Here is a 7,836-nt window from a genome sequence, read left to right on the forward strand (position 1 = left end):
CCCCATGCCCCATGCCCTATTAAACTACACTGCTTCCGTATTCTTTTCCCCAGTCCGAATTCGCACTACTTGTTCAACTGGGGAGATGAAAATTTTTCCATCACCAATTTCACCTGTGCGGGCAGCAGAGATAATTTTATCCACTACCATATCAACTTGGTTGTCTTCAACGACAATTTCCACTTTCAGCTTTTGCAAAAACTCAACTGTATACTCAGAACCACGATAGCGTTCAGTTTGACCTTTTTGGCGTCCAAAACCCCGAACTTCAGAAACCGTCATCCCCACTATCCCAGCATTGACTAAAGCAATTTTCACTTCATCCAGCTTAAAGGGACGGATAATAGCTTCTACTTTTTTCATTTGCTAAGCTCCTTACTTGTACTAGCTTTGTATATATATAACCAGATTTTCTATGACACTTTATCTAGCAATGTCACCATAATAAAATCTGTAATACTTGCCACATAATTAACGGTAGATGTCCCGTCTTTTTGGTGACAGTACAATTGACAACTTTTGCCTATCTTTATAATCCTTGATGTTGTGACCTAAAGCTTATTTCTTCTATTGATTATTGTGTATTTTATGTAACAAAAAACTCAAATCTTGTAGTGGTGCAAAACCATACAGATATTGAGAGTGTGATTTAACCTAACGGTCATGATGTTCAAAAAGAGGACGTACAATCAAATAGCCAGCGCCAAAGCCCATTAGTATGATTAACAAGATAGTGATAACTAACTTCCAACCACTAACTTCTGAAGCTTCTGGCTCACTGAGTGGATAATAGTTTACTTCTTCTTCTTCTATAAAGAATGTTTCTGACATAGAACTTGAAATTTCGTCAGATGAAGTAACAACAGGTGGACGAGGACTTTGTTGGTGAGCCACATGTTGCTGCGTCACAGTTGGTGGATGTTTAGGTTGACTTTGGAAATCAGGATAATAGTTAAAAGCTTGATTATAATCAGATGCGGTACGATAATCAAGTAATTGTTGCAGGTGCAAAACAGACTGAACAGCTTTGGCAATTTCTTGCCTGAGTACCTGATTTTCTTGAGCTAGTTCTTTGTTTTGAGCGGCAAATTCATTGATCCTTGCTTGGCAAGCTTGCAATTCAGATGCTAAGTCCCTGTATATAGATAAAGGAACAGACGGAGAATAGGGTTGAGTAGTACCTATATGTGTATTGTTGTAAACAGAACCTGTAACTGTTCGCATTGGTGGGTTCAGCTAGAAATGAAATGTTATTTAGGTTAACTGGGCTACTGATAGAGATAGTCAGTCTTGAAACTATGCTTAAGAATAGTAGAAAAATGACTGATAAGCAAAGAAATTTACCACTTTAGTGGTATGAAGTAGTACAAAGAGGAGTCAGGAGACAGAATTCAGGAGTCAGAATACGGCACCCATTAAGGGATGGTGAGTCCAGTCCTGAACGCGAGTGCGTCTCCCCTTGGGAGAAGGAGGGTTTCCCTCCGTAGGGAACTGGCGTTAGCGACGCAGGAGCGTCACCCGAAGGGTGTTCCCGTGAAAAGTTTCAACCCCTCCGCGCGGTAACAAGTAGACGAGGTTTTAACCAACAACTTCATTCTGACTCCTGGCTCCTGACTCCTGAATTCTTCTTTATAAAGGCTAATTTTCCAACAAAGGAAAGAAGTGTCCCAAAGGACCTTGCCCTTTACCGATATCTAGAGAGTATAACAGTGCATTTGTCACATATTGCTTTGCTTGTCGTAGCGACGTTGCCAAGTTATTCCCTAGTGCGAGATTGGCGGCGATCGCTGCTGATAGTGTACAACCAGTACCGTGAGTATTTTTTGTATCTACTTGTTTCGTTGTCAAAGTTTCTAGTTTTTGCCCATCAAACCAGATATCGACGCCACGTAAACTCCCTTGCATACCTCCACCTTTAATCAAAACAGTCTTTGGTCCTAAGTTACGGTAAATCATTTGAGCTGCAGCCCTCATATCATCCAAAGAGTGAATCTCAAGCCCGCTCAAAATCTGGGCTTCGTAACGATTTGGTGTTATAATAGCAGCTTTAGGAATTAAAGTACGACGGAGAGCATTTACAGCATCATCATCGATTAATTGCGCTCCTGTACGCGATACCATCACCGGATCAACAACTAAGTTATCGATTTGTAAAGCTTCCACTTGCTCAGCAACAGCAGTAATAATTTCTTGGTTGAGTAGCATCCCTGTTTTTACTGCTTGTACACCAATATCCTCAAAAACTGTCTGAATTTGTGCTACAACAGCCTCCTTTGGAAGAGCATCAACTCGTTTTACACCCAAAGTATTTTGGGCTGTGACACAGGTAACCGCACTAGTCCCGTGGACACGGTGAAAGGCAAAGGTACGTAAATCAGCTTGAATTCCTGCACCACCACCACTATCAGAGCCAGCAATGGTTAAAGCAACGGGTACCGTCAATGTTGAAGACATAAAATTATGGTTGTAAAAAAAGGAGTCAGAATTCAGAATTCAGGATTCAGGAGGAGCTATTCTGACTCCTGGCTTCTGACTCCTGAGTTCTTTCCTTAAAGATACTACTGGTGCAAGCTTTGCAACTTGTTTTGCAAGTACTGACCCCATTGAGCGGCTAAGGGGATTTCTGTAAAGGGAACCCGCACAGAGTTAGTTGGCGCAGGAAGTACAAATTCCAACTCTATCTTCCGGCCTTTTTCTGGTATTTTTTCAATATCCACCGCTTTGTCATCTATCAAAAGGTTGATATTAAAGACATCATTCAAAGAAAATGTTTCTAGCTTAATCGGTCCATTGGGTGTAGGTTTGCCCCAAGTTATATTGGATCCTTTTTGACCGAGAACTGCGTAAATATCATACTTAGCTTTTTCAAATTGCTCCGCCCAAGTACGATAGGCTTCTATTTTTTGGTATTCTTTTGAGCCTTGCCACGCTAACCAGAAAAATGCTACTAACAGGGGTAACCACAGAAGACCACGTTCCATTATATGTAACTATCCTGCAACATCGAGCAATCAAGAATATATATAAGTTATCTTAATCAGAAAAGAAGGTGTTAGGGCTTGGAGATTAGGCGTTACGATTGGGGTTGGGGCTTCCATGTGTTACCTAGTAATACCATTTCACTAAATGGCGTTACTGAATAAATCCCTTAGTATAACAAATAACCAATCACCCTATCGCCCATCCCCTGCCCAGAGGTGTTATGAGAAGACTTATATTATTCTGCTTTTTTATCATCGGGTTAGGAGTTGCTCTGTTTAGCTTTGTGAATTTTCACGGACTGGCAGCCAAAGGTGAGTATGAGACGATTTTGCTGAATTTTCGGGAAGATATTTCCCAGCAAATTTTGGATAACGATCTCCAAGCGATCGCCCAAAAGTATAACGTCGCACCTCAACTCGATAACCAATTCGCCCTTAAGGATCATGTCTATATCGTTAAGGGCGATCGACAGTTACTAAAAGAATTGCAAAAGTCTAAATTCGCTCAACAAACTGAATACATTGAGCCAAACTACATCTACAAAATTCCTAAACCTGGTAAAGTTTCTTGGTGGGGTGAATATTTGCAGCCTCAATCTGACGAAGTCAAACCAACTTTTAAAGGGCCCAACGATCCACTATACGCTCAACAGTGGAATCTCCACAATATAAACGTTGTTGGAGCATGGGAACGTACAAAAGGAAGCGGTGTTACAGTCGCCGTCATTGACACTGGTATTACTCGCGTCCGAGATTTGGTAGAGACAAAATTTGTTCCAGGCTACGATTTTGTCAACGACAAAGTAGAAGCCAAAGACGATAATGGACACGGTACCCACGTTGCAGGAACAATTGCCCAAGCCACTAACAACTCCTACGGCGTAGCTGGAATTGCGTACGAAGCTAGCTTAATGCCGTTAAAAGTACTTAATGGTTATGGTGGTGGAACCGTCGCTGATATTGCTGAAGCAGTTAAGTTTGCTGCCGATAAAGGCGCAGACGTCATTAATATGAGTTTGGGTGGTTTCGGTGAAAGCCACTTGCTCAAATCAGCAATAGAATACGCTCATAAAAAAGGTGTGGTTATCGTTGCCGCTGCTGGAAATGAAAACCAGAATGCAGCTGCCTATCCTGCGCGTTATCCACATGTTATCGGTGTTTCGGCATTAGGTCCAGATGCACAAAAAGCACCTTATTCTAATTTTGGGGCTGGAGTGGATATTTCTGCTCCTGGTGGTAGTGATGCTGGTAAAATCCTGCAAGAAACCATTGACCCTGATAATAAGGGTGTAGCAGTGTTTCTTGGCTTCCAAGGTACAAGCATGGCGGCTCCTCACGTCGCTGGGGTAGCAGCTTTAGTAAAAGCAACTGGTGTCAAAGATCCTCAAGAAGTCCTCAAAGTTCTCAAACAATCAGCAAGAACTGTCAAGGACGATGGTTTAAACTACTATGGTGCTGGACAACTGAACGCAGAAGCAGCGGTACAAATTGCGGCACAAGGACAAATCAGTTTTGAAGATTTCTTCCGCTGGCTACGGGATAATGGCTATCTTAATCCTGGTTTCTGGGTTGATGGCGGTGCTGTAGCGCTGGTGCCCAAAATTTTGATGGTATTAGGTTCCTATTTACTCGCTTGGTTTTTACGAGTTTACTTTCCGTTCCGATGGAGTTGGAGTTTATCTTGTGGATTAGTCGCTGGTAGCTGTGGATTATTCCCCCTCAAGGGATTTTATATCTTTGACCTACCCCAATGGCCTTTTAGGCTCTTAGGGAGTTCAATACCCGAATTTGGTAACGCCCTTAGTGGGACTGATGCGTTAAATCCTTTGTTTGCTAGCGTGCTTATTCCCATCGTTTTAATGGCACTTCTACTAGGACATCCTAGCTGGAAGTGGTTTGCGATCGGTTCATCCTTAGGTGTAGCATCATGTCTGGCGGTAAGTGCAATTACAGATCCAGCAGTTTGGGGATTGGGAAACAGTGCTTTAAGCCAGATTTTCCTGGTTGCTAATGCTCTACTCTGTTTTGGACTTGCTCGTTTAGCATTGAAAAATGAAGAAACTGTCAACCCCTAACCCTAGCTCATGAGTATAACAGTTACAGGCACAATTCAACGTCGTGATATTGGTCCTGGTGCTTGGGCATTAGTTACCGATGAGGGTGTGACTTACGAAATCCTTAGAGGTGCTGACAAAAGCTTACTCAAACCAGGACAAAAAGCAAAGGTTACAGGACAGGTAAGGGAAGATGTCATGACTATCGCCATGATTGGTCCTGTTTTAGAGGTCAAATCTTTTGAGGTTGTTAATTCTGGCTAGACTCGTCTGAACCTAATACCTCTTGTAAACGACTTCTAAATTCTCCCTTGGGATGACCTCCTTTTACCTCACCTAAAATGCGAAATTCTCCTTCTGGAGAATCGCACACCAGGTAAGTAGGCCATCCCATTTCTGATTTATCCGGATACTGGGTTAGCAGAATTTTACGATATTTACGGTATGTAGCCGTATCCTGCATTTTCACATCAATAAATTGCAAACCCAGTTCCTCAGCCACTTTTTTGTCATAAAAAGACATTTTGTGGCAAATGCCGCAGTCCTCTGAAGAAAACTTAATTACAGCTAGCTGCATAGGTTTACGACCTTCTGATTATTGGTATGAGCGTTTTGCGTAACGCTTTTTATTATCTTTACTGGTTTGCCTGTAAATAATAGCATATTGTTACGGCAATTCAAGATCCAATGCCCCGTGCCCCATGCCCCATACCCCATGCCCGAATAAAGTAGGAACCATTATTTCTGGATTCCGTCTAAAGCAACAACGAATAACATTTTGGGTAACCTCATAGCCATCTTGTTTATGTTTGGTGACTGCAGAACTGGATCTCGTCTTTAGCCTGCTACGGCAGTCGGTTTAAGTATATTTCCCGTTGCAGCTTGCCTACGCTCTCTTAATATAAGAGAAGTCAGCAGCGCCCAAAGCAATCAGGATTTTATCTCTATGGACATATGTCTCACTTATTGGTAAAATTCAACTAAAATGTTATAGTTAGAATATATAAGGGTATCTACGGTTAGCTCGCAGCCGTTAAGGCAATCAAAAGTCCTGTGATTATACCTCTTGGTGCCTTTTTCTGTCTACGCATTCTCAAATCGAGAACTTACGACAAGCTAATAGAGCATTAAAGGCATAAATAAGGTACTTTACAAAAATAAATAAAGAGAAGTTGCACTTTACTTATAAAATAAAGTAACTAGCTTCTATTAAGCCCAAGAAGCCGCTAGCTCTCTAAAGTATTTAGGGCATACGGCTACGGGCTCTAGGGGAAAACACCTGATTCTTGTGTTCGACCCACTCAGGGGGTTTTGTTATCAAGGTAAATCTACTAATTACATGTTCTGGGAGCAACTACTACATTCCGGAGAAATTTATGGAAATTTGAGCAATATTTTTTGTATCAAAAAAACCCCCTAGTAGCCGGCAGCCAACCAGGGGAGTTAGTTATCAGGGTGCATCTACCAATTACATGTTCTTGGAACCATCAGTGTATTCCGGAGAATTTTGAGAAAATTTGATGAATATCTTTTGTATCAAAAAAAATCTGGAATTGGATAGTCCACAAGGGTAGTTAGTTATTAAGGTCCGTATCTACCAATAATAATGTTCTGAAAGTAATCAGTATGTTTCACAGGGGCTTGTCTTTAAAAAGAAAAAACCCTCCACAAGGTACGGTCAAACTGGGGTAGTTAGTTATCAGATAAATTTACCAATCCTCTTGTCTACAACAGACAAGACTGCTCAAGATAAATTTCAGTAAAGTCCTTTGAGTCAAAACAATCGACCAGCCTGCAACTGGGAGAGTTAGTTATTAGAATGCGCATCTAGCAGTTAAATGTTTAAAAATCTACCAATTATGTTTGAGAGAAACTTAGTCTTTGACAAAAAAAACCTTCTACAAGGTAGATTCTCTCTAGGGTAGTTAGTTATCAGATAAATTTACCAATTCTCCTGCCTGTGCTTGCAGCTATGAGAGTTATTTATTCGAGTGCGCATCTAGCAGTTAAATGTTTAAAAATCTACCAATGTGTTGTGCAGAAAAATTAATCTTTTACAAAAAAAATCCTCCACAAGGTAGGGTCAGACTCGGGTAGTTAGTTATCAGATAAATTTGCCAATCTCTATAACCGACAAAATTGTTCAGGAGAAATATTAGTAAAGTCTTTTATAGATCACAAAAAACCCCTAGTAACCGACAGCAAGCCAAGTGAGTTAGTTATCAGGGTGCGCCTACCATTACTATTTTCTAGGGAACACTACTTTCTTCCGGACAAATTGCTCAAAAAATCAGAAATTTTTTTCTAAAAGATAAAAAAAACCCTAGAAGGTGTGATCCGACTAGGGGAGTTAGTTATCAGGGTGCATCTACCACTACTATGTTCTAGGGAACACTACTTTCTTCCGGACAAATTGTTCAAAAAATCAAAAATTTTTTCTAAAAGATAAAAAAAACCCTAGAAGGTGTGATCCGACTAGGGGAGTTAGTTATCAGGGTGCATCTACCACTACTATGTTCTAGGGAACACTACCATCTTCCGGATAAATTGCTCAAAAAATCAGAAACTTTTTTTTAAAAGATAAAAAAAACCCTAGAAGGTGTGATCCGACTAGGGGAGTTAGTTATCAGGGTGCATCTACCACTACTATGTTCTAGGGAACACTACTTTCTTCCGGACAAATTGCTCAAAAAATCAGAAACTTTTTTCTAAAAGATAAAAAAAACCCTAGAAGGTGTGATCCGACTAGGGGAGTTAGTTATCAGGGTGCATCTACCACTACTATGTTCTAGGGAACACTG

7 protein-coding genes are annotated in these 7,836 nt (G+C 40.9%); 2 read left to right on the forward strand and 5 right to left on the reverse strand.

Annotated elements, in window-relative coordinates:
• Positions 1-24 precede the first annotated feature (24 nt).
• The 4 genes from G4P69_RS06160 to G4P69_RS06175 all read right to left on the reverse strand — a co-directional run bounded on the left by G4P69_RS06160 (position 25) and on the right by G4P69_RS06175 (position 2,981).
• Complete coding sequence (locus G4P69_RS06160) at positions 25-363, reverse strand: P-II family nitrogen regulator (RefSeq protein WP_015111218.1); 339 nt, start codon at positions 361-363, stop codon at positions 25-27.
• Between the two features lie 291 nt (positions 364-654).
• A complete protein-coding gene (locus tag G4P69_RS06165) occupies positions 655-1,224 on the reverse strand; it encodes a hypothetical protein (protein WP_208341265.1) in 570 nt (189 codons plus the stop codon).
• Between the two features lie 414 nt (positions 1,225-1,638).
• A complete protein-coding gene (gene thiD, locus G4P69_RS06170) occupies positions 1,639-2,454 on the reverse strand; it encodes a bifunctional hydroxymethylpyrimidine kinase/phosphomethylpyrimidine kinase (protein ID WP_208341266.1) in 816 nt (271 codons plus the stop codon).
• Positions 2,455-2,558: 104 nt separating this feature from the next.
• Positions 2,559-2,981, reverse strand: a complete 423-nt coding sequence (locus G4P69_RS06175) for a hypothetical protein (RefSeq protein WP_208341267.1) — start codon at positions 2,979-2,981, stop codon at positions 2,559-2,561.
• A gap of 221 nt (positions 2,982-3,202) precedes the next feature.
• Between G4P69_RS06175 and G4P69_RS06180 the strand changes: the two genes are divergently transcribed.
• Positions 3,203-5,056 carry a DUF5942 domain-containing protein gene (locus G4P69_RS06180; protein ID WP_208341268.1) on the forward strand — a complete coding sequence of 618 codons (1,854 nt, stop codon included), beginning with the start codon at positions 3,203-3,205 and terminating at the stop codon, positions 5,054-5,056.
• 9 nt (positions 5,057-5,065) lie between these two features.
• Positions 5,066-5,299, forward strand: a complete 234-nt coding sequence (locus G4P69_RS06185; protein WP_208341269.1) for a hypothetical protein — start codon at positions 5,066-5,068, stop codon at positions 5,297-5,299.
• Here the strand turns inward: G4P69_RS06185 and G4P69_RS06190 are convergent.
• Positions 5,286-5,612: a thioredoxin domain-containing protein gene (locus tag G4P69_RS06190; RefSeq protein ID WP_208341270.1), complete on the reverse strand. Its 327-nt coding sequence runs from the start codon at positions 5,610-5,612 to the stop codon at positions 5,286-5,288. The two genes, G4P69_RS06185 and G4P69_RS06190, sit on opposite strands and share 14 nt — an antisense overlap.
• Positions 5,613-7,836: the final 2,224 nt, after the last annotated feature.

The organism is Aetokthonos hydrillicola CCALA 1050, from assembly GCF_017591665.1.
Lineage (GTDB): Bacteria > Cyanobacteriota > Cyanobacteriia > Cyanobacteriales > Nostocaceae > Aetokthonos > Aetokthonos hydrillicola.